The organism is Pseudomonas syringae group sp. 247E2 (genome assembly GCF_032587795.1).
In the GTDB taxonomy this organism is placed as follows: domain Bacteria; phylum Pseudomonadota; class Gammaproteobacteria; order Pseudomonadales; family Pseudomonadaceae; genus Aquipseudomonas; species Aquipseudomonas amygdali.
In genome coordinates, this window is sequence record NZ_JAWHPK010000001.1 from 682,219 (window position 1) to 702,437 (window position 20,219).

General features: G+C 57.8%; 19 protein-coding genes. 15 read left to right on the plus strand and 4 right to left on the minus strand.

The window, feature by feature from the left end:
• The first annotated feature begins 182 nt into the window (after positions 1–182).
• The 11 genes from rpoE to pdxJ all read left to right on the plus strand — a co-directional run bounded on the left by rpoE (position 183) and on the right by pdxJ (position 10,529).
• Positions 183–764 carry an RNA polymerase sigma factor RpoE gene (rpoE, locus tag RYC18_RS03160; RefSeq protein ID WP_002554912.1) on the plus strand — a complete coding sequence of 194 codons (582 nt, stop codon included), beginning with the start codon at positions 183–185 and terminating at the stop codon, positions 762–764.
• A 33-nt stretch (positions 765–797) separates the two neighbouring features.
• Positions 798–1,388 carry an anti sigma-E factor RseA C-terminal domain-containing protein gene (locus RYC18_RS03165; protein WP_004658251.1) on the plus strand — a complete coding sequence of 197 codons (591 nt, stop codon included), beginning with the start codon at positions 798–800 and terminating at the stop codon, positions 1,386–1,388.
• Positions 1,389–1,396: 8 nt separating this feature from the next.
• Positions 1,397–2,356, plus strand: a complete 960-nt coding sequence (locus RYC18_RS03170; RefSeq protein ID WP_005779219.1) for a MucB/RseB C-terminal domain-containing protein — start codon at positions 1,397–1,399, stop codon at positions 2,354–2,356.
• Positions 2,357–2,654: 298 nt separating this feature from the next.
• Positions 2,655–4,079 (plus strand): DegQ family serine endoprotease, encoded by a 1,425-nt coding sequence (locus tag RYC18_RS03175; protein ID WP_223216152.1) that lies wholly within the window; start codon positions 2,655–2,657, stop codon positions 4,077–4,079.
• Between the two features lie 171 nt (positions 4,080–4,250).
• The gene (gene lepA / locus RYC18_RS03180; protein WP_010200891.1) at positions 4,251–6,047 is read left to right on the plus strand and encodes a translation elongation factor 4; all 1,797 of its coding nucleotides are present in this window, start codon (positions 4,251–4,253) and stop codon (positions 6,045–6,047) included.
• Positions 6,048–6,056: 9 nt separating this feature from the next.
• Positions 6,057–6,911: a signal peptidase I gene (lepB, locus tag RYC18_RS03185; RefSeq protein WP_002554908.1), complete on the plus strand. Its 855-nt coding sequence runs from the start codon at positions 6,057–6,059 to the stop codon at positions 6,909–6,911.
• Between the two features lie 116 nt (positions 6,912–7,027).
• Positions 7,028–7,405 (plus strand): DUF4845 domain-containing protein, encoded by a 378-nt coding sequence (locus tag RYC18_RS03190; RefSeq protein WP_002554907.1) that lies wholly within the window; start codon positions 7,028–7,030, stop codon positions 7,403–7,405.
• A complete protein-coding gene (gene rnc, locus RYC18_RS03195) occupies positions 7,402–8,091 on the plus strand; it encodes a ribonuclease III (RefSeq protein WP_002554906.1) in 690 nt (229 codons plus the stop codon). The genes RYC18_RS03190 and rnc overlap by 4 nt, the downstream gene beginning before the upstream one ends.
• On the plus strand, positions 8,084–8,986 hold the full coding sequence (gene era, locus RYC18_RS03200) for a GTPase Era (RefSeq protein ID WP_003363707.1): 903 nt from the start codon (positions 8,084–8,086) through the stop codon (positions 8,984–8,986). The genes rnc and era overlap by 8 nt, the downstream gene beginning before the upstream one ends.
• A 59-nt stretch (positions 8,987–9,045) precedes the next feature.
• The gene (recO, locus tag RYC18_RS03205) at positions 9,046–9,729 is read left to right on the plus strand and encodes a DNA repair protein RecO (protein WP_316883116.1); all 684 of its coding nucleotides are present in this window, start codon (positions 9,046–9,048) and stop codon (positions 9,727–9,729) included.
• Positions 9,730–9,788: 59 nt separating this feature from the next.
• A complete protein-coding gene (gene pdxJ, locus RYC18_RS03210; protein ID WP_316883117.1) occupies positions 9,789–10,529 on the plus strand; it encodes a pyridoxine 5'-phosphate synthase in 741 nt (246 codons plus the stop codon).
• A gap of 9 nt (positions 10,530–10,538) precedes the next feature.
• On the opposite strand, the gene cmoB is transcribed toward pdxJ, so the two are convergent.
• The 4 genes from cmoB to lon all read right to left on the minus strand — a co-directional run bounded on the left by cmoB (position 10,539) and on the right by lon (position 15,479).
• On the minus strand, positions 10,539–11,498 hold the full coding sequence (cmoB, locus tag RYC18_RS03215; protein WP_002554902.1) for a tRNA 5-methoxyuridine(34)/uridine 5-oxyacetic acid(34) synthase CmoB: 960 nt from the start codon (positions 11,496–11,498) through the stop codon (positions 10,539–10,541).
• Positions 11,495–12,238, minus strand: a complete 744-nt coding sequence (cmoA, locus tag RYC18_RS03220; RefSeq protein ID WP_005735111.1) for a carboxy-S-adenosyl-L-methionine synthase CmoA — start codon at positions 12,236–12,238, stop codon at positions 11,495–11,497. Before cmoA ends, cmoB begins: the two co-directional genes overlap by 4 nt.
• A 100-nt stretch (positions 12,239–12,338) precedes the next feature.
• Positions 12,339–12,731 carry a protease inhibitor I42 family protein gene (locus tag RYC18_RS03225; protein WP_002554900.1) on the minus strand — a complete coding sequence of 131 codons (393 nt, stop codon included), beginning with the start codon at positions 12,729–12,731 and terminating at the stop codon, positions 12,339–12,341.
• A 330-nt stretch (positions 12,732–13,061) separates the two neighbouring features.
• Positions 13,062–15,479, minus strand: a complete 2,418-nt coding sequence (gene lon, locus RYC18_RS03230) for an endopeptidase La (RefSeq protein ID WP_122322935.1) — start codon at positions 15,477–15,479, stop codon at positions 13,062–13,064.
• 182 nt (positions 15,480–15,661) lie between these two features.
• Here lon and RYC18_RS03235 point away from each other — a divergent pair, with 182 nt between their 5' ends.
• Genes RYC18_RS03235 through RYC18_RS03250 form a run of 4 tightly spaced genes read left to right on the plus strand, consistent with a single transcriptional unit; the run spans position 15,662 to position 19,994 of the window.
• Positions 15,662–16,336, plus strand: coding sequence for a methylamine utilization protein (locus RYC18_RS03235; RefSeq protein ID WP_316883125.1), 675 nt, complete (start codon positions 15,662–15,664; stop codon positions 16,334–16,336).
• On the plus strand, positions 16,333–18,687 hold the full coding sequence (locus RYC18_RS03240) for an EAL domain-containing protein (protein WP_316883126.1): 2,355 nt from the start codon (positions 16,333–16,335) through the stop codon (positions 18,685–18,687). Before RYC18_RS03235 ends, RYC18_RS03240 begins: the two co-directional genes overlap by 4 nt.
• A 3-nt stretch (positions 18,688–18,690) precedes the next feature.
• Positions 18,691–19,566 (plus strand): DUF3034 family protein, encoded by an 876-nt coding sequence (locus RYC18_RS03245; RefSeq protein ID WP_005779243.1) that lies wholly within the window; start codon positions 18,691–18,693, stop codon positions 19,564–19,566.
• Complete coding sequence (locus RYC18_RS03250; protein WP_004658235.1) at positions 19,566–19,994, plus strand: group I truncated hemoglobin; 429 nt, start codon at positions 19,566–19,568, stop codon at positions 19,992–19,994. Before RYC18_RS03245 ends, RYC18_RS03250 begins: the two co-directional genes overlap by 1 nt.
• Positions 19,995–20,219: the final 225 nt, after the last annotated feature.

Here is a 20,219-nt window from a genome sequence, read left to right on the forward strand (position 1 = left end):
AACCGGCGACAAGACTATTCACGCAGCCGACCGTGTCGCGCTGCGTTTTTCGTGCAGGCTTTACGATGGCCCGCAGGAAACTTGCTTGAAGGGGGAGAACTTTTGCGAAAAGCCCGAGTCTATGTTTGCGAGCCTGAACAATGTCAGTTGCAGCACTCCTTCATGCTTAACGAGGAGTGTTCATGCTAACCCAGGAAGAGGATCAGCAGCTTGTCGAGCGCGTACAGCGTGGCGATACGCGAGCATTTGATCTGTTGGTGCTGAAGTATCAGCACAAAATTCTAGGGTTGATCGTGCGATTCGTGCACGACACCCATGAGGCTCAGGACGTTGCACAGGAAGCCTTTATCAAGGCTTACCGTGCTCTCGGAAACTTTCGCGGTGACAGTGCTTTTTATACCTGGCTGTATCGCATCGCCATTAACACGGCGAAAAACTATTTGGTGTCGCGAGGTCGGCGTCCACCGGATAGCGATGTAAGGTCTGAAGACGCGGAGTTCTACGACGGCGATCATGGCCTCAAGGACATCGAGTCGCCGGAACGTGCATTGTTGAGAGATGAGATCGAGGGCACCGTCCATCGGACCATCCAGCTTCTCCCAGAAGATTTACGTACGGCGCTAACTTTACGTGAATTCGATGGTCTGAGTTATGAAGACATTGCGAGCGTCATGCAGTGTCCTGTTGGTACCGTGCGCTCTCGGATCTTCCGCGCTCGGGAAGCCATCGATAAAGCCCTGCAGCCGTTGTTGCAGGAATCCTGAGACAGCGGCGATAGCCCAAGAGAGGAACCCGCCATGAGTCGTGAAGCCCTGCAGGAATCGCTGTCCGCGGTACTGGATAACGAAGCGGACGAACTGGAATTACGTCGGGTATTGAATGCCATTGACGATGCCGATACTCGCGCTACCTGGTCGCGTTACCAAGTTGCTCGTGCAGCTATGCACAAAGAGCTGCTGATCCCGCATCTGGATATTTCGGCTGCTGTATCTGCCGCAATCGCCGATGAAGTCAGCCCGCTCAAAGCAGCACGTGGGCCTTGGCGCACGCTGGGTCGTCTGGCTGTTGCAGCGTCGGTTACCGTAGCCGTTCTGGCCGGTGTCCGCCTGTACAACCAGGACGATATCGCCGGTGCACAACTGGCACAGCAGACCCAACAGCCTGCCAACCTGACTGTTCCACAAGTGAAAGGCCCTGCCGTACTGGCTGGCTACACTGAAAGTACCGAGCAGGCGCCTGGCCCTATGGCCAACGGCGTGTTGCAGGGTGCTGGTCAAGGTGATCAACGTCTGCCTGGCTACCTGCGTCAGCACGCCCAGGAAGCAGCGTTGAAAGGTACTGAAAGCGCGCTGCCTTACGCACGTGCTGCGAGTCTGGAAAACCGTTAAGGAGGATCATGCGAGCCGTCCCTCTACTGCCATTACTGCTTGGTGGATGGCTTGCCCTCCCGGTACAGGCTGATGATGCGCAAGACGCAATCAATCGTCTTGCCAAGGTTGATCAGCAGCAGAGCTATCAAGGCACTTTTGTATACGAACGCAATGGTAGTTTTTCCACCCATCGAATCTGGCACCGCATAGCGGATGGGCATGTTCAGGAGCGTTTGTTGCAGCTTGATGGCTCTGCTCAGGAAGTTCTGCGTGTTGACGGGCTTACACAGTGCGTCAGCGGCACGCTTGAAGCGGGTGTGGCCAATCCGGCCGACTCATCTGCCCGCGCATTCGATGTCAAAAGACTTTCCGCCTGGTACGACATAAAAATTGTCGGAAAATCCAGAGTGGCCGGTCGTCAGGCTACTATCGTTGCGCTGTCCCCCAAGGACCAGCATCGATACGGCCTTGAACTTCACCTGGATAACGAAACCGGTCTTGTGCTCAAGTCGCTTCTGTTGAGCGAGAAGGGGCAACTGCTCGAACGTTTCCAGTTTACCGATCTTGATACCGCCGGCGTTCTGTCCGAGCAAATGCTCAAGACTAGCGCCGACTGCAAGCCCGTGTCTGTGTTGAAAGCCAAGCCTGAGCCGTCCATAAGTTCTGTGGCATGGCATTCTGATTGGCTGCCGCCTGGTTTCGACGTCAGCAGCAGTGGTGTGCGCAAGGACTCCTCCACGCAATCCTCCGTTACCCATCTGATGTATGGCGACGGTCTGGCGCGTTTTTCAGTGTTCATCGAGGCAGTGAAAGGCGGCGCATCTTCTGATATTCGCACTCAGCTAGGCCCGACAGTGGCGGTCTCGCGTCGTCTCACAACACCGCAGGGCGACATGATGGTGACGGTCGTCGGAGAAATACCGATGGGCACCGCCGAGCGTATAGCCTTGTCGATGCGTAACGACGAATCTTCAGCCAAAAAATAAACATTTGAAGTCACGAATTCCAGGATGTAAAAATTTTCATCCTGGGTTTCAAGAGTCGCCAGGGCGCATTCAACCTGGCCTGGGCGCAGGTACTGAAATGTTTGGTGAGGTTTGCACGTTGCAAAAACTCTGGTTTTTTTCTATAGGTCACAGCCTCGCAGCTTTGGCCTTTTGTCGTTTCCAGAGGCCATGTCGCTGATCCAGAGATGAGCATCGCTGCTTGAGGTCTTTGAGTCAGTTGCTTGTACTGCTTAATTTTTTGCTCGTTACCAACGGGAGCTATATGTCGATACCACGCATGAAGTCCTACTTTTCACTGATTGCCGCTGTGCTCATGCTCGGCCAGGTTGCTACGGCTCAAGCCGAGAACCTGCCGGATTTTACCGGGCTGGTCGAGCAGGCCTCGCCAGCAGTGGTGAATATCAGTACGCGCCAGAAACTGCCTGATCGCGCCATAGCCAATCAGCAGATGCCTGACCTGGAAGGCTTGCCGCCCATGCTGCGCGAATTTCTCGAGCGCAGCATGCCGCCAGGGTCGCGTCCGCCGGGAGCCGGCAAGGGTGATCGTCAGCGCGAAGCCCAGTCACTGGGCTCGGGCTTTATCATTTCCCCCGATGGTTACATTCTGACCAATAATCATGTGATCGATGGTGCCGACGAGATTCTTGTGCGCCTTTCCGATCGCAGCGAGTTGAAAGCCAAGCTGATCGGTACCGACTCGCGCACCGACGTTGCGGTTCTGAAAATTGACGGCAAGGACCTCCCTACAGCGAAACTGGGCAACTCCAATACGCTCAAGGTGGGTGAGTGGGTGCTGGCGATCGGCTCGCCATTCGGCTTCGATCACTCCGTGACCAAAGGCATTGTCAGCGCCAAGGGTCGTAGTCTGCCAAACGACACGTATGTGCCGTTCATTCAGACTGACGTGGCCATCAACCCGGGTAACTCGGGTGGCCCGCTGTTCAACATGGCGGGTGAGGTAGTCGGGATCAACTCGCAGATATTTACCCGCTCCGGTGGTTTCATGGGGCTGTCGTTCGCGATTCCGATTGACGTCGCCATGGATGTGGCCAACCAGCTCAAGGCCAGCGGCAAAGTCAGCCGTGGCTGGTTGGGTGTGGTTATTCAGGAAGTGAACAAAGACCTTGCCGAATCGTTTGGTCTGGACAAGCCTGCCGGTGCGCTGGTTGCTCAGGTGCTTGAAGATGGCCCGGCTGCCAAGGGTGGCCTGCAGGTTGGCGACGTGATTCTGAGTGCCAACGGTCAGCCAATCATCATGTCGGCTGACCTGCCGCACTTGATAGGCAACCTCAAGGACGGCAGTAAGGCCGAACTTGAAGTGATTCGCGACGGCAAGCGTCAGAAGCTGACGGTCACTGTTGGCGCGCTGCCTGACGAAGGTCAGGAAATGGGCGATGTTGCTGGCACAGGCGCCGAACGCAGCAGCAACCGTCTGGGCGTGTCGGTGATCGAACTGACTGCCGAGCAGAAGAAATCCCTGGACCTCAAGGGCGGTGTGGCCATCAAGGAAGTCACAGGTGGTCCGGCTTCGCTGATTGGCCTGCAGCCGGGTGATGTGATCACTCATCTGAACAACCAGGCGATTACGTCCAGTAAGCAGTTCACTGAGGTGGCGAAAAGCCTGCCCAAGGATCGCTCTGTTTCGATGCGTGTTCTGCGTCAGGGCCGTGCGACCTTCATCACCTTCAAGCTGTCCGAGTAACAGGGCGGTTTGACCGGGAAGGGTGGCTGCGGCCACCCTTTTTTGTACCTGTTTGTTTACCTTGTGCCTATCCGGGTACCTGTAAGCGTGACGCCTCTTGCTTAGTTCAGGTACAATTCCCGGCTATTTTTCGGCGGGCAATCTGCCTGCAACCTTTTTGAGTGTTGATCCGTGAGTGATTTGAGTCATATCCGCAATTTCTCCATCATCGCCCACATTGACCATGGCAAGTCGACGCTGGCCGACCGCTTCATTCAAATGTGCGGCGGCCTGTCCGAGCGCGAAATGGAAGCCCAGGTGCTCGACTCCATGGATCTTGAGCGCGAGCGCGGGATCACCATCAAGGCCCATAGCGTTACCCTGTATTACAAGGCCAAAGACGGTATCACCTACCAGTTGAACTTCATTGACACCCCGGGGCACGTCGACTTCACCTATGAAGTCAGCCGTTCATTGGCCGCGTGCGAAGGTGCGTTGCTGGTGGTCGATGCAGGGCAGGGCGTCGAGGCTCAATCGGTCGCCAACTGCTACACCGCCATCGAGCAGGGCCTAGAGGTCATGCCGGTATTGAACAAGATGGACTTGCCGCAGGCCGATCCGGACCGCGTCAAGGAAGAGATCGAGAAGATCATCGGTATCGACGCCACCGATGCCGTGGCGTGCAGCGCCAAGAGCGGCATGGGCGTGGACGAGGTCCTCGAGCGTCTGGTAGCAACCATTCCCGCACCGACCGGCAACATCGAAGATCCGCTGCAAGCGTTGATCATCGACTCCTGGTTCGACAACTACCTGGGCGTCGTGTCTCTGGTGCGCGTGCGCCACGGTCGCGTCAAGAAAGGCGACAAGATCCTCGTCAAGTCCACCGGTAAGCTGCATCTGGTCGACAGCGTTGGCGTGTTCAACCCCAAGCACACGGCAACCGTTGATCTGAAAGCCGGCGAAGTGGGCTTTATCATTGCCGGTATCAAGGACATTCACGGCGCGCCGGTTGGTGACACCCTGACCCTGAGCACCACGCCCGATGTAGACGTGCTGCCCGGCTTCAAGCGTATCCAGCCTCAGGTATACGCCGGCCTGTTCCCGGTCAGCTCGGACGATTTCGAAGACTTCCGTGAAGCCCTGCAAAAGCTGACGCTGAATGACTCTTCGCTGCAATACCTGCCGGAAAGCTCCGATGCACTGGGCTTCGGCTTCCGTTGTGGCTTCCTCGGCATGCTCCACATGGAGATCATCCAGGAGCGTCTCGAGCGTGAATACAATCTCGACCTGATCACCACCGCGCCAACCGTAATCTTCGAGCTTTTGCTGAAGACCGGCGAAACGATTTATGTCGATAACCCGTCCAAACTGCCTGACCTGTCGTCCATCGAAGACATGCGCGAGCCTATCGTTCGCGCAAATATTCTTGTGCCGCAGGAGCACCTGGGCAACGTCATTACGTTGTGCATCGAAAAACGTGGCGTACAGCACGACATGCTGTTCCTCGGCACCCAGGTTCAGGTGAGCTACGATTTGCCGATGAACGAAGTGGTTCTGGACTTCTTCGATCGTCTCAAGTCTGTCAGCCGCGGTTATGCTTCCCTGGATTATCATTTTGATCGTTACCAGTCGGCCAACCTGGTCAAGCTCGACGTTCTGATCAACGCCGAGAAGGTCGATGCCCTGGCATTGATCGTTCACCGCGACAACGCTCATTACAAAGGGCGTGCGTTGACCGAGAAGATGAAAGAGCTGATCCCTCGACAAATGTTCGACGTGGCAATTCAGGCCGCCATTGGCGGTCAGATCGTGGCCCGGACAACCGTCAAGGCGCTTAGAAAGAACGTACTGGCCAAATGCTACGGCGGCGACGTCAGCCGCAAGCGTAAATTGCTGGAGAAGCAAAAGGCCGGTAAGAAACGCATGAAGCAGGTCGGTAACGTGGAAATTCCACAGGAAGCCTTCCTCGCAGTGCTCAGGTTGGAATAGTCAGGTCCTATGTCACTAAATTTTCCGCTGTTGTTGGTCATCGCTGTGTTCGTCTGTGGCGTGCTTGCACTGATTGATCTGGTCATCCTGGCGCCTCGTCGCCGGGCTGCCATTTCGAACTATCAGGGAAGCGTCGGCGAACCTGACATTGCTGTCGTAGAGCGCTTGAACAAAGAGCCTTTGCTGGTTGAGTACGGCAAATCGTTCTTTCCGGTGTTGTTTATCGTGCTGGTGCTCCGCTCGTTTCTGGTAGAGCCGTTCCAGATTCCTTCGGGCTCCATGAAGCCGACGCTGGATGTGGGTGATTTCATTCTGGTCAACAAGTTCGCTTATGGCATCCGCCTGCCGGTACTGGATCAGAAGGTCATCCAGCTCGGTGATCCGCAGCGTGGCGATGTGATGGTGTTCCGCTACCCAAGCGACCCAAGCGTCAACTACATCAAGCGTGTCGTCGGTCTGCCGGGTGATCGCATTCGCTATACCAGCGACAAGCGGTTGTTCATCAACGGTGAGCTGGTTGCCAAGAAGCTGATCGGCACCGAGCCCGGTACACTGGGCAGTGCAGAACTGTACGAAGAACAACTGGGCGCAGTCGAACATCAGATCCGTCAGGAAATGAGCCGATACCGCGCGCCGCCTGACAGTGAATGGACGGTGCCTGCTGCGCACTACTTCATGATGGGCGACAACCGCGACAACTCGAATGACAGCCGTTATTGGGATGATCCCAATATTCCCAAGGACGAACTGGGCATGGTCCCGGACAAGAACATCGTAGGCAAGGCGTTCGCCGTCTGGATGAGCTGGCCGGAGCCGAAATTGAGCCACTTCCCTAATTTTGCACGCGTAGGGTTGATCAAGTAATCGATGCGGCGCTGCCTGGAGCAGCGCCGTATGTCATTTGGGCTGACTGGAAACGCCTCTGAACCCTGAGTCGACCCGGTCGGGCAGGCAGTGAACTCTCGAGGTTGAAGTCGAACATGACGTTCTCTACTTCTCAAAAAGGTTTTTCGCTAGTGGGATGGCTGTTGGTGCTGGCGCTTGTCGCGTTCGCGACGAGCACGGCCTTCAAGCTGGTCCCGCATTACCTCGACTATATGACGATGAAGAAAATCATCGAAACGGTCGACACCAATCAGGCCCTGGACATTACCACGGTCGACGATTTCTACGGTTATGTCGGTAAGAACATGCAGGTCAACAGCATTCGGGATATAGATTTGAACAAGGCGTTGAAAGTGACGGTGGAGAACAATGCGTTCAAGGCTCATTTGAACTATGAGCAGCGTGAACCGTGGTTCCAGAACATCGATCTGGTGATGAAGTTCGACAAGCAATTCAGTGTGGGTAAACCGTGAGCGTATCCTTGAGCCGCCTTGAGCGTCAGCTCGGCTATACCTTCAAGGATCAGGAACTGATGGTCCTGGCCCTGACCCATCGCAGTTTTGCCGGTCGCAACAACGAGCGTCTGGAATTTCTCGGTGATGCCATTCTCAACTTCGTGGCGGGCGAGGCGTTGTTCGAACGCTTCCCTCAGGCCCGCGAAGGCCAGTTGTCGCGCTTGCGTGCGCGCCTGGTGAAGGGTGAAACCCTTGCATTGCTGGCCCGTGGTTTCGATCTGGGCGAGTACCTTCGCCTGGGGTCCGGCGAGCTGAAAAGCGGTGGTTTCCGTCGCGAGTCGATTCTCGCCGACGCCCTTGAAGCGCTGATCGGGGCGATCTACCTGGACGCTGGCATGGAGGCTGCGCGCGAGCGTGTTCTGGCCTGGCTGACAACCGAGTTCGACAGCCTGACGCTGGTAGACACCAACAAGGACCCCAAGACCCGACTGCAGGAATTTCTCCAGTCGCGGGCCTGCGAACTGCCGCGTTACGAGGTGGTGGATATCCAGGGTGAACCGCATTGCCGGACGTTTTTCGTCGAATGCGAGATCAACCTATTGAATGAAAAAAGCCGAGGACAGGGTGTCAGCCGCCGGATTGCCGAACAGGTAGCCGCAGCAGCAGCACTTATTGCCCTGGGCGTGGAGAACGGTCATGAATGATACAACCGCAACACGCTGTGGCTATGTTGCCATTGTCGGCCGTCCCAACGTAGGCAAGTCCACGCTGCTCAACCATATTCTGGGTCAAAAGCTGGCGATCACCTCGCGCAAGCCGCAGACCACGCGTCACAACATGCTCGGGATCAAGACCGAGGGTGCCGTGCAGGCGATCTATGTCGACACTCCCGGCATGCACAAGAATGGCGAGAAAGCGCTCAACCGCTACATGAACAAGACTGCTTCGGCTGCGTTGAAAGACGTCGACGTGGTGATCTTCGTCGTGGATCGCACCCGCTGGACCGACGAAGACCAGATGGTTCTGGAGCGTGTTCAGTACGTGCAAGGCCCGGTCATTCTGGCGATCAACAAAACCGATCGCATTGAAGACAAGAGCGATCTGATGCCGCACCTGGAGTGGCTGCAAGGCCAACTGCCGAATGCGTCCATCGTGCCTATCTCCGCGCAGCATGGCCACAACCTGGAAGCGCTGGAAAGCCTGATTGCCTCGCACCTGCCCGAAAATGATCACTTCTTCCCGGAAGATCAGATCACTGATCGCAGCAGCCGCTTTCTGGCTGCCGAGCTGGTTCGCGAGAAGATCATGCGTCAGTTGGGTGCCGAGCTTCCGTACCAGATCACTGTCGAGATCGAAGAGTTCAAGCAGCAGGGCCGCACCCTGCATATCCATGCGCTGATTCTCGTCGAGCGTGACGGGCAGAAGAAAATCATCATTGGCGACAAGGGCGACCGTATCAAGCGCATTGGCAGTGATGCGCGTCGCGACATGGAGCTGCTGTTCGACTCCAAAGTCATGCTTAACCTGTGGGTCAAGGTCAAAGGTGGCTGGTCCGATGACGAGCGCGCCCTTCGCTCGCTCGGCTACGGCGACCTCTAAGCTGCCCTTTCGCCTGACCCTCTGCGGTTGGGCGAACACTTCTCTTTCGAGCCAGCCTGATGAGCGCGCCCACCGGCCAACCTGCTTATGTGCTCCATAGCCGTGCGTATCGCGAAAACAGCGCGCTGGTCGATTTCCTCACGCCCCAAGGGCGGCTACGTGCAGTGCTACGCAGTGCCAAAGGCAAGGCAGGCTCGCTGGCACGTCCGTTCGTGCCGCTTGAAGTCGAGTTTCGAGGGCGTGGCGAACTCAAGAATGTCGGCCGCATGGAAAGCGCAGGCGTTGCTACCTGGATGACCGGCGAGGCGCTGTTCAGCGGCATGTACCTCAACGAACTGCTGATTCGCCTGTTGCCTGCCGAAGATCCGCATCCAGCCGTATTCGAACATTACGCCGCCACATTGCTGGCCCTCGCGCTGGGCCGTCCGCTGGAACCTTTGCTGCGTTCGTTCGAATGGCGGTTGCTGGATGATCTGGGCTACGGCTTTGCCATGGACGCCGACATCAACGGCGAGCCGCTGGCAATTGATGGCATGTACCGCCTGCAAGTGGATTCCGGGCTTGAGCGCGTTTACCTGCTTCAGCCCGGCCTGTTTCAAGGCGCAGAATTGCTGGCCATGTCCGAAGCGGACTGGAGCGTCCCCGGTGCGTTGTCTGCTGCCAAGCGTCTGATGCGTCAGGCGCTGGCTGTGCATCTGGGCGGCCGCCCACTTGTCAGTCGTGAACTGTTTCGCAAGCCTTGATCAGGCTTTATTCTCTACAGCCTGCTTCGACCAGCTCGCTCATTTTTCTGGAGACCACCGTGACCCAAAGCACTCGCATCCTTCTCGGCGTGAATATCGACCATGTAGCCACCTTGCGTCAGGCTCGTGGCACGCGCTATCCGGACCCGGTCAAGGCAGCACTGGACGCCGAAGAGGCAGGTGCCGACGGCATCACCGTTCACCTGCGTGAAGACCGTCGACATATTCAGGAACGTGACGTCTTGCTGCTCAAGGACGTGCTGCAGACCCGCATGAATTTCGAGATGGGCGTGACCGAAGAAATGCTCGCGTTTGCCGAGCGCATTCGTCCTGCGCATATCTGCCTGGTGCCGGAGACACGCCAGGAGCTGACTACCGAAGGCGGGCTGGACGTCGCGGGCCAGGAAGCGCGGATCAAGTCAGCGGTCGAGCGGCTGGCGAAAATCGGCAGCGAGGTCTCGTTGTTTATCGACGCCGATGAGCGCCAGATCGCCGCTTCAAAGCGCGTCGGTGCACCTGCCATTGAACTGCATACCGGTCGCTATGCCGATGCTCAGACCCCGACTGAAGTCGCCGAAGAACTGCAGCGGGTAGCCGACGGCGTAGCGTTTGGTCTCGCCCAGGGCCTGATCGTCAACGCCGGTCACGGCCTGCATTATCATAACGTCGAAGCAGTCGCAGCGATCAAGGGCATCAACGAACTGAACATCGGCCACGCGTTGGTGGCTCATGCTCTGTTCGTAGGGTTCAAAGCGGCGGTGGCAGAAATGAAAGCGCTGATCGTGGCGGCCGCTCGGTAGTCGTCCTGATCAAGGCTTGCGCCCCACAATCACAGCGCGCATCGGCGCTGGCAAGCCTTCGACGGTCTTGCTGTGATCGGCAGGGTCCAGATAGTCGCTCAGTGACTGGAAGCGCATCCATTCGGTGCTGCGCTGCTCCTCGATCGTCGTATGGCTGACGTCGACGCAGCGCACGTCGGTGAAACCGGCGCGGCGCATCCACAGTTCCAGCGCGGGCACCGACGGCAGGAACCAGACATTGCGCATCTGTGCGTAACGGTCCTCCGGCACCAGCACCTGATGAACATCGCCCGGCACTACCAGTGTTTCCATCACCAGCTCGCCGCCTTTTACCAGGCAGTCTTTCAAGGCCAGCAAATGGTCGATGGGCGATTTGCGGTGATACAGCACCCCCATTGAGAACACCGTATCGAAGCCTTCCAGGTTGGCTGGCAAGTCCTCAAGTGCGAAGGGCAGATGCCAGGCAGGAAGGTCAGGCAGGTAGCGCTGCATGGCCTGAAACTGGCAGAAGAACAGCCAGTTGGGGTCAACACCAATCACGCTGTCAGCCCCGGCACCGAGCATGCGCCACTGGTAATAGCCGTTGCCGCAACCAACATCCAGAACCCGTTTGCCCTTCAGGTCCAGATGCGGCGATACCCGTGACCACTTCCAGTCCGAGCGCCATTCGGTGTCGATATGTACGCCGAACACATTGAACGGCCCTTTGCGCCAAGGCGACAGGCCTAATAACGCCTTGCGCAGCACGGTTCGGGTTTCGCCGTTGCACTCGGCTTGCAGGGTAAAGCTATCGAGCAGATCGATTCGCTCGGGTTGCAGGTCTGGAAGCGCGTCCAGCGCACTTTGCCAGCGCTGCAAGTCACCATGACCCTTGGCCATTTTCGTATCAAGCTGGGCTTGCAAGCCGTTTGCCCAATCAGCCAGAGGTGTTCCCGCCAGACGGCGGACAAGAGGAGCGAGATCAATCATGGCAGGGCAATCAACGAGGTGAAGTTAAGGCATTGAAACCAGGGCACCACCTTGGAAAAACCGGCGGCGAGCAGACGTTGGCGATGTTCTTCCAGGCTGTCGGGCTTCATCACGTTTTCGATGGCACTGCGCTTCTGGGCAATTTCCAGATCGCTGTAGCCGTTGGCGCGCTTGAAAGCGATGTGCAGATCCGTCAGCAGCGCATGCTCCTGTTCGTCATCAAAACGCAGTTTCTCCGAAAGGATCAACGCGCCGCCTGGCACCAGCGCATCACGAATGCGCCCGAGCAATGTCAGACGCTGCTCGGGGGCAATGAATTGCAGGGTGAAGTTAAGCGCGACCACCGACGCGGGCTTGAACTCCAGCGCCAGAATGTCACCTTCGATGACCTGCACCGGCAACAGCTCCTGAAACATGGAGTTCTGCGCATTGAGGTACTCACGGCAGCGCTCGACCATCGCACTGGAGTTATCTATCGCAATGACTTCACAGCCTTCGCTGCGTACATGGCGACGCAAGGCTTGAGTCACGGCACCCAGCGAACTGCCAAGGTCGTAAAGTACGGTATCCGGCTGGGCGAACTGCGCGGCAAGTACGCCGAGGTTTTCGACAATCGTCGGATAGCCGGGCACCGAGCGTTTGATCATGTCCGGGAAGACCCGCACCACGTCTTCGTTGAAGGCGAAGTCAGGCACCTGGGCCAGTGGCTGGGCGAAAATGCGGTCGGTTTCTTTGCTCACGGCGGTTCCGGCGAAGGCTTTGAAAAGCGGGCATTCTAGCCAAGTTGTCGCCGTGATGCATGGTGCAGCGCGTGCCTTCGGACAAGCCGCGGGCAAACGGTCAGTTCACCGTGATTGCGCATTCGAAAGTCTGCTCCGGCGCCACTTCCGGAGCCCACGGCTGTTGGTAGGTCATCACCAGTCGTCCGGTGCCTGCGTCGGTTGCCTTGTAGCGCCAGACTGACTGCCCGCCGCTGCCGACCATCTCCTTGCTCTCGGCGTTGGCATACACCTCCGGCCCGAGGCTGCGCAGGATGTTCTGCGCCGGGTTTTGGGTCAGCCAGCGAAAGCCGGTTGTCGGGTTGCTGGGCAGGGTGAGGATCAGCGTCTGTCCGCTCTGGAGCGTCAGTGGGCAGTCGTTTTCAGCCTCAATGGACACGATGTTTTTCGGTGTTTGCGCGCACGCCGTCAGCAGCGCAAGGCTCAACGGTGCAAGGAAACGGGCAGGGGTCATGGCAAGTTCCGGTTTTGCGAGACGAGGCGCAAGGATAACCGATCAGGGTTTTAGGGGGGAGTACGGCAGGTATACCGCTCAGGATCGGAATCAGTTGATCAGATCAGATAGTCAAGGCCGTGGGAGCGGACTTGTCCGCGAAAGAGCCAGTATGATCGCCGAAAATACGTCGTCTGAAGCATCGTCTTCGCGGACAAGCCCGCTCCCACGCCCTGCGGGCAGAAGTCCCATTGTGGGTCAGATCATTCAGCGTTAAACACACGTCCGCTTTTGATTCTGCCCGAAGGGCGCGGGAGCGAGTCAGTGTGAGACGTGCCCCCGCATCAATCTTTAAAACAACACCTTCACCACATCTGCAAAGCGTTTGGCAAAGTGAACGGTGATACCTTCCTTGAGATAGTCCGGCAGTTCTTCGAAGTTGCCACGGTTAGGTTCCGGAAGGATCAGTTCGTGAATCTTCTGACGTCGCGCGGCAATGACTTTCTCGCGCACCCCGCCGATAGGCAATACGTGCCCGGTCAGGGTCAGTTCGCCGGTCATGGCCACGCCTTTTTTCGGCGGTTGGTTACGCGCCAGGGACAGCAGGGCGCTGGCCATGGTAACGCCCGCGCTAGGGCCATCTTTCGGGGTTGCACCTTCGGGAACGTGTACGTGTACAAACGCTTCATCGAAGAACTTCGCGTCGCCGCCAAACTTCGACAGGTTGGCGCTGACGTAGCTGTAGGCAATTTCAGCCGACTCTTTCATGACATCGCCCAGTTGCCCGGTCAGTTTGAAGCCGCGATTCAGGGTGTGAATGCGCGTTGCTTCAATCGGTAACGTCGCGCCGCCCATACTGGTCCAGGCCAGGCCTGTGATCACACCGGTGCCCGACAGCACCTGTTCGCTGCGAAACACCGGCATGCCCAATGACGCTTCAAGGTCTTTCGGGCCGATCTTGATCACCGAGTCAGGCGTATCCAGCAGTTTGACCACCGCTTTGCGCACCAGCTTGCCCAGTTGTTTTTCCAGATGCCGCACACCGGCTTCGCGAGCGTAGCCTTCGATGACGGCGCGCAGGGCGCTGTCGCTGATGCTCAGCTTGCTTTTGGCAACACCGGCTTTCTCCAATTGCTTTGGCCACAGGTGGCGTTTGGCAATCGCAAGCTTCTCTTCAGTGATATAGCCGGACAGGCGAATCACTTCCATGCGGTCAAGGAGCGGGCCGGGGATTGAGTCCAGGGTGTTGGCGGTGCACACGAACAGGACTTTGGAAAGGTCCAGACGCAGGTCCAGGTAGTGATCGAGGAATTCGACGTTCTGTTCCGGGTCCAGGGTTTCCAGCAGCGCAGACGCCGGGTCGCCCTGGTAGCTTTGGCCCATCTTGTCGATTTCATCGAGCATGATGACCGGGTTCATGACTTCTACATCCTTCAGCGCCTGCACCAGCTTGCCTGGCTGGGCGCCGATGTAGGTACGGCGGTGGCCCTTGATTTCGGCCTCGTCGCGCATGCCGCCCACGCTCAGTCGATAGAATGGTCGCCCCAGCGACTCGGCGATCGAGCGCCCGACGCTGGTCTTGCCGACACCCGGTGGGCCCACCAGCAGGACGATCGAGCCGCTGATCTCGCCTTTATAGGCACCCACTGCAAGAAACTCGAGAATGCGCGCCTTGATGTCATCCAGGCCGGCATGGTGTTGATCGAGCACTTTACGAGCGTGCTTGAGGTTCAGTTTGTCTTCGCCGTAGACACCCCACGGCAACGAACTGGTCCAGTCCAGATAATTACGCGTCACGGCATATTCCGGCGAGCCGGTTTCTAGCACCTTGAGCTTGCCTATTTCTTCGTCGAACTTCTTGCGCGCCTGCGGTGGCAGGGTCTTGCCTTCCAGTCGCTGTTCGAACTGTTCGATGTCGGCACTACGGTCGTCCTTGCTCAGCCCCAGCTCCTGCTGAATAACCTTGAGCTGCTCCTTGAGGAAGAACTGACGCTGATGCTCGCCGATCTTGCGATTGACCTCGGCAGAAATTTCCTTCTGCAGGCGGGCGACCTCGACTTCCTTGCGCAGCATCGGCAGGACTTTCTCCATGCGCCTGAGCATCGGCACACAGTCGAGTACCTCTTGCAGCTCGACGCCGGTGGCCGAAGTAAGGGCCGCGGCGAAGTCGGTGAGCGGCGAAGGATCATTGGGGCTGAAGCGGTTGAGGTAATTCTTCAGCTCTTCGCTGTACAGCGGGTTGAGCGGCAGCAGCTCTTTGATCGCGTTGATCAAAGCCATGCCGTAAGCCTTCACCTCGTCAGTCGGATCGTTGGGTTGCTGCGGGTATTCAACTTCCACCAGATACGGTGGGCGGTGATGCTTGAGCCAGGTACGAATGCGCACACGGCTCAAGCCTTGCGCCACAAACTGCAACCGGCCATTTTCGCGGCTGGCGTGGTGAACCTTGACCAGAGTGCCGTACTCGGGAAGCGCATCGGTCTTGAAGTGGCGCGGGTCTTCCTGAGGAGTGTCCATAAAGAACAACGCCAGTGAATGGTGCTCCGACTTACTGACCAGTTCCAGCGTTTCGGCCCACGGTTCTTCGTTGACGATAACCGGCAAGACCTGCGCCGGAAAGAACGGACGGTTGTGGATCGGGATGATGTAAACCTTGTCGGGCAGGTTCTGGCCGGGCAAGGCAAGCGAGGTGCTGTCGGAGCTCAGAGACACGTCGTGCTCGTCTGCGTCATCGGGCAAATCTGGCGAGTCTGTCTGCTGGTCGCTCATGGGGCACCTGAGAAGTTGAACATGCTTCTTAGATGGGGCAGCAGCCCTCAGGTTTCAATAGTCTTGGTCGATAGTCTGTAAAGCGGTTGCAAAACTGTCATTTATTAGTTGTTGGTCCAGTCCGTGCTGGCCAGCGCTGGCTTATTTCATTTACGGCGCTGCCGTTATGGGTTGAATCAGGTATGACCAACGTATTTATTTCGGCATTACTGGCTGGACTATGGATGTCATCGGCTGCGAATGCATCGGCTTCTACCTTTACCGCGCAGGTACTCGACAAGCAGGGCAAGCCCCTCGCAGATGCAGTAGTGACGCTCAAAGGCCCGGCTGATCCGTCGCCCGCAGTGCTCAAGGCTGCCATGGACCAGCGCGACCAGGAGTTTGCACCGCATGTGCTGGCGGTACACACCGGCACGCAGGTCAAGTTTCCCAACAGCGACAACATCCGCCATCAGGTTTATTCCTTTTCCCCGGCCAAGCGTTTCGAGTTGCGACTTTACGAGGGCACCCCCTCGGATCCACTGTTGTTCGACAAACCGGGTGTGGTGGTGCTGGGCTGCAACATCCATGACTGGATGGTCGGCTACATCTATGTCACGGACGAACCCTGGTTCGGCGTGACGGACAGCAATGGCCTGCTCAAACTCGATCAGGTGCCAGCCGGACACTACGCTGCCACGCTCTGGCATCCGCAAATTGAAGACATGCAGCCTGTATCGGGCGGTGAATTCGATGTGCCCGCATCGGGCCTCACCCAGCGTTTCAACCTCGCGGTCGAAGTGAAAGCCGAGGACAAACCCGGCAAGCCGGCCCCCGGCGGTTTCGGCGACGCTTTTCACAAGGCCGCACATGAATGAAATTTAAAGCCAGCTTTCAGGCGCGCATCGCCGGGGTTCTGATTGCCCTGTTGCTGATTGTCGTGGGCGCAGTCTTTCTCGCGGTCAAGGTTGCGACCGACGACGCGGTGCGCACTCAGGCCCAGGCGCAGCTGGAAGTGGGTAGCCGTGTGTTCGAGCGGCTGATTGATCTGCGCGGCAAGCGTCTGCGTGACGCCGTGCAACTGTTGGCGGCCGACTTCGGGTTTCGTGATGCTGTAGCGAGTGCCGATTCATCGACCATTCGATCGGTACTGCTCAATCATGGCAAACGCATCAACGCCAGCGATATGTTCCTGCTGGGCATGGATGGCGTGGTGGTTGCCAGTACCGAGACAGCGGTGCCGGAGGGGTCCAGGTTTGTCTATGACCAGGCGCTGCGCAACGCCAAGCTTGCTGGTCAGTCAGTGCTTATTATTCCGGGTGGCGGAATACCTCATTTGCTGGTGGAAAGTACCGTGCTTGCGCCGTTGCCGATAGGCCGCGTAGTGATGGGCTTCACCATCGACAGTGGCATTGCTGAAGAGCTGCGTTCTCTCAGTGGGCTGGAAGTGTCGTTTCTCACGGTGGAAAACGGCCAGTCCGGGGAACTGATCAGCACCCAGCCCAAAGCCTTGTACGCTGGTCTGATCGAGCTGATGCGCAGTTCCTCTGAAGGGCAGATGCTGCTGACCGAGCAAGCGAACCTCAACTTTCTCAGTCAAACGCTGATGCTGGCCAAAAGCAGCAATGGCGACGACGGTCAAGTGATCGCGCTGTTGCAGAGCCCGCTGGACAAGGCTTATCAAGCGTTTGCACCGCTGAATGAAAAGATTTTCTGGATTTCCATGATCGCATTGCTGGCGTCGCTGCTTGGTACGCTGGCGCTGGCCCGCAGCGTGTCGCTGCCGGTGCAGGAGTTGGCTATTGCGGCCAAACGTATTGGCGATGGCGACTATAAAACGCCGGTAACCCTGGTGCGCAGTGACGAATTGGGCATGCTCGCCGACGCGATCAACACCATGCAACAGGGCATCGCCGTGCGCGAAGGGCAGTTGGCTCACAACGCTCTGCACGACAACCTGACCGGCCTGCCCAATCGAGCGTTGGTGATGGAACGTCTTGGCAGTTTGATTGCGGCAAATCGCACGGTCGCCTTGCTGTACCTAGGCATCGAGAACCTGGCCACGATCAACGAAAGTGCGGGTGCCGAAGGCGTTGAGCAACTGTTACGCCAGTTGGGGCAGCGTTTGCAGGGCAATTTGCGGTCTGGCGACACGGTGGCACGGCTGAGTGCCAACGAGTTCTTGCTGTTGCTGGACAACACTGCCAGTGACGGCGCGGTGGGCATGGCCGACGCCGTGCAGCGTTTGCTCAGCGAGCCGCAACGTATCGACAACCATGATCTGATGCTTGAGTGCTGCATAGGCATCACGGTTTATCCGGAACACGGTGATTCGGCTCAGGAACTGGTCAACCGTGCGGCGATTGCACGCAAGGACGCAGCGTTCATTCCCGGTCGCCTGCAGATCTACCAGGACGGACGTGACCTCGCTCACCAGCGTCAGATATGTCTGATCCGCGACCTGCGCAAGGCTCCGCAGAATGGCGAACTGATGCTCCATTACCAACCCAAACTGGATATCCGTCAGGGCTATGTTCGTCAGGCGGAAGCCCTGCTGCGCTGGACTCACCCGCGCTTTGGCAATGTTTCGCCAGCCGAATTCATTGTGCTCGCCGAGCGCACCGGCAGTATCAACCTGCTGACTAACTGGGTTATCGAAGAGGCAATGCGTCAGTTGGCCGAATGGCGCCAGCGCGGTCTGGTGCTGCAGGTATCGGTCAACATTTCCGCCGACGACCTGCTGGGCGACGATCTGGCCGGTTATGTCATGAAACTGCTCAAGCAATACGCGGTGCCTGCCGAACAACTGGTATTTGAGATAACCGAGAGCGCGGTCATGAGCGAGCCGGAGAAAGCCCTGGTGGTTCTGCATCGTCTACGCGACTGCGGTATCAGCCTGTCGGTCGATGACTTCGGCACCGGTTACTCGTCACTGGCCCACTTGAAGCGTTTGCCAGTGCAGGAGTTGAAAATCGACCAGTCTTTCGTGCGCAACCTGGATGAAACCAGCGAAGACGCGGTGATCGTGCGGTCGACCATCGAAATGAGCCATAACCTCGGACTCAAGGTGGTGGCAGAGGGTGTCGAGTACCAACACAGTCTGGACCTGCTCCGGCGTTGGCATTGCGATACGGCCCAGGGTTACCTGATCAGTCGGCCGCTGACGGCGTCAGCATTTGAGGCATGGATTGCTACGTATCAGGCATCACCCAGTCTTATGGTGAATTAATCCATGTCCTACAAGACATCATTACTGTTGAGTTATCTTTTGGCGGGTGTGGCAGGGGTTGCCCCGACGCTCGCGCTGGGCGACAACGGCCGACTTATCGCCACAGGTGGCGCAACCAGTATTGAGGGCAGCGCCGGTGGCGGTATCACCCCATGGGCGGTGATCACCGGTTACAGCGAGCAAGGCGAGTGGGGGGCGACAGCCTTCGCCACGCACATCAATCTGCCGGACTACAACCTTGATGTGGCAGGCCTCGCCGTCGCCTATGGCAACCGCGTCGAGTTTTCCTATGCTCACCAACGTTTCGATATCAGCAACCTGCAGCACAGGCTCAGCCTGCCGGACGACAACCTCAGCCAGGACGTGTTCGGCGTCAAAGTGCGCCTGTTCGGCGACCTGATCTATGAAAGCCTGCCGCAGGTTTCCCTGGGCGTGCAGTACAAGCATCAGAACGATTTCCTGATCCCGAGTCTGGTGGGGGCCAAGCGTGATTCGGATGTCGAAGGGTATCTGACGGCCAGTCGGCTGTTCATGGGCGCGGCGTTTGGCTACAACGTCGTGGTCAACGGTGGCATGCGTTATAGCCGCGCCAACGAAACCGGTCTGCTCGGGTTTGGCGGGGACCGGCGTGACAGTCGCAGTCTGCTCAAGGAGGGCTCGGTAGCGGTGCTGTTCAATCCGCGCTGGGCGCTTGGCGTCGAATATCGCGAAAAGCCGGATAATCTTTCGTTTGCTGGCGAGAGCGACTGGGCAGATGTGTTTCTCGGTTATTTCCCCAACAAGCATCTGTCCGTTGTATTGGCCTACGCCCGTCTGGGCGAAATCGCCACGCTGGATAACCAGAACGGCACTTATCTGTCTGTGCAGGGGAGTTTCTGATGAGACGCTTGCTGATCTGTCTGATGCTGACGGTGCTGGCCGGTTGCGCCCAACAGCAACAGCCCCCCAAGGATGACAGTCTTTATCGAGACCTTGGCCAGCGTGCCGGCATCCAGCGCATCGTCGAAGGCATGCTCATGAACGTGGCCAGGGATGACCGGATTGTCGAGCGCTTCAAGAAAGTCGACATCGTGCGTCTGCGCGACAAACTGGTCGAGCAACTCTGTGTCGAAGCGGGCGGCCCGTGCCGTTACACCGGTGACAGCATGGCCGAGTCGCACAAGGGCCAGAACCTTACCCCCAGCGATTTCAACGCGCTGGTTGAAAACCTGATCGCAGCGATGGACACCGAGAACGTCCCGGTTCCGGTCCAGAACCGTTTGATCGCCCGGTTGGCGCCAATGCGTGGCGACGTGGTCGGTAAGTAATTCGTAGCCTTTAAGTGCAGTCTGACTATCGTGTCAATGCTCCGCGTCCAGGATCGGACGCAGAGCGTCCAGAACGGCGTTCCCACGCTGGAGCGTGCGGAACGATAATCTTCAGGGAGAGCACTTGCGCGAGAACACTATCGTGCCAATGCTCCGCGTTGGCATGCCGTTCGTGACGCTCCGCGTCACAAATCGACGCCGCGCCGCGTGTTCAGGATCGGACGC